This window comes from Mucilaginibacter sp. P4_G9 (assembly GCF_056400985.1).
This window is the reverse complement of record NZ_JBFUKF010000647.1, coordinates 1-1,907: the sequence shown is the minus strand read 5'-3', so window position 1 is coordinate 1,907 and position 1,907 is coordinate 1. Positions and strand designations below refer to the sequence as shown.

Genomic DNA, 1,907 nt, shown 5'->3' with positions numbered 1-1,907 from the left:
GTATATATGTGTTATGCCACACTGCCATGCCCTCGGTTTTAGTGGAAACAGGCTATATAAATAATCCGCAGGATGAAGCATACCTGAATTCTGAAGATGGACAAAACGAAATCGTTAGTTCCCTTGTGCGCGCATTATTAAATTATAAAAACGAAATTGAAAAAATATCTCAATAATAAAAGCATTTGTTTGCCGTTAGCTGTCAAGCTAAATCAACGGGTTAAATGTATATTATAATAGTTACAAATATTGCCTGTGGTACACGGTAAGTGCTTCTAAAAATTTAAACAACATCACACTACTTATTAATGAAAATTTCAAACGAAACAAAAATTGGCGCACTTACAGTAATTTCCATTACTATTCTGATACTGGGATATAGTTTTTTAAGAGGCAACGATGTTTTTTCGGGGTCAAATAAATTTTATGCAGTTTATAACAGCGTAGAAGGCCTTGGCGTATCAAAACCTGTATTGGTAAATGGTTTCCAGATAGGCCGGATCTCGAAAATGGAGCTTCAGCCAGATGGCCGTACCATCGTAGAATTTAAAATAGATGAAAAATACGATGTACCTAACAACACACTTGCAAAGCTGGAAAGTACCGATCTTTTAGGCAGTAAAGCCATCGTTTTTGAATTGGGGAACAGTAAAATACTTGCCGAGAACAAAGACACTTTAAAGGCTGATATACAGGGAAGCCTTGCTGAAAGCCTACAGCCAATTCAAAAAAAGGCAGAAATGCTAATTAATAAACTCGATTCATCTCTTGCAGCAATCAACAAAATATTGAACCCCAACTTTCAAAAAAATGTTGACCGAAGCTTCATGAGCATTGCCAACTCACTGCAAACATTAGAAGGGGTTACCAAAAAGATTGACAATTTGGTGGGCACTCAAACAAAACACATTGATGTTATACTTTCAAATGCCGAAGTTGTTTCTGATAATTTAAAAACCAGTACGGTACACGTTAATGGCATGGCTACCAATTTTGAAAAAATAAGCAACGATATAGCCGCATCAAACATCAAAAATACCTTGGATAATGCAAACAAAGCCATGGCCGATTTGCAGGCTACCATAGCTAATATCAACTCCACAAAAGGAACATTAGGCTTATTGATGAACGACGATAAAGTATACAAAAATATGGATGCTGCCACCAATAGTCTTAACAACCTTTTACTTGACTTAAAAGCGCATCCAAAACGGTATGTAAGCTTCTCTGTTTTTGGAGGAAAAAAAGATTAAAAACGGAAGATAGAATTAAGACAAAGAAAAAAGGCGGCAATCATTGATGACTGCCGCCTTTTTTTTGACCGGAAAGTGTTAATCTGAGAATGATTAATAAATTATCATACATCTAAAATGTGCATATTTGAAACGACGAAGCCCTCAACGGTGTTAATCTACACATCTGCATCTGTTATTCTATACAAAACGTTCTTCCTTCAATTGCCAGTTCGGTAGCGGGGAAAACACTTTTTGCTTCATCCAGTAACTCATTTAAGGTTTTATACCTGGCCGAAAAATGGCCGATCAGCAATTTTTTCGCATTTGTTTTTAACGCTATATCTCCCGCCTGTAGCGCGGTAGTATGATAAGTAATATTCGCCCTATCCAGCATATCATTTAAAAAAGTAGCTTCGTGATATAAAAGCGTAACGTTAGCTATCTGTTTAAAATATTGCTCACCATATAACGTATCTGAACAATAAGCATAGGATTTAGGCTCTTCAGAATCAATGGTAAGATCTTCGTTTTTATAGACCTTCCCGGTTGGCGAAGTATAATCAGCCCCCTTTTTTAAAGCCGTAAAATATGCCACCGGGATCTCCATTTCTTCTATTATCTCCTTGCGCAGCTTACGTAAGCGCTTTTTCTCCCTGAAGATAAAACCGGTAC

Annotated in this window: 3 protein-coding genes; 2 read left to right on the top strand and 1 reads right to left on the bottom strand. The window is 36.9% G+C overall.

Annotation, left to right across the window (positions count from 1 at the left end; all coding sequences use genetic code 11):
• Positions 1-8: 8 nt before the first annotated feature.
• Both AC1DPZ_RS26330 and AC1DPZ_RS26325 read left to right on the top strand, forming a co-directional pair.
• A complete protein-coding gene (locus tag AC1DPZ_RS26330) occupies positions 9-176 on the top strand; it encodes an N-acetylmuramoyl-L-alanine amidase family protein (protein WP_477409085.1) in 168 nt (55 codons plus the stop codon).
• Positions 177-308: 132 nt separating this feature from the next.
• Complete coding sequence (locus AC1DPZ_RS26325) at positions 309-1,253, top strand: MlaD family protein (RefSeq protein ID WP_477409083.1); 945 nt, start codon at positions 309-311, stop codon at positions 1,251-1,253.
• 175 nt (positions 1,254-1,428) lie between these two features.
• On the opposite strand, the gene AC1DPZ_RS26320 is transcribed toward AC1DPZ_RS26325, so the two are convergent.
• Positions 1,429-1,907 (bottom strand): MBL fold metallo-hydrolase (locus AC1DPZ_RS26320; protein ID WP_477409081.1); only part of this gene is annotated, 479 nt, incomplete at its 5' end.

Coding starts and splice junctions, on each gene's coding strand:
- AC1DPZ_RS26325 (WP_477409083.1), top strand. CDS start 309: ATGAAAATTTCAAACGAAACAAAAATTGGCGCACTTACAGTAATTTCC.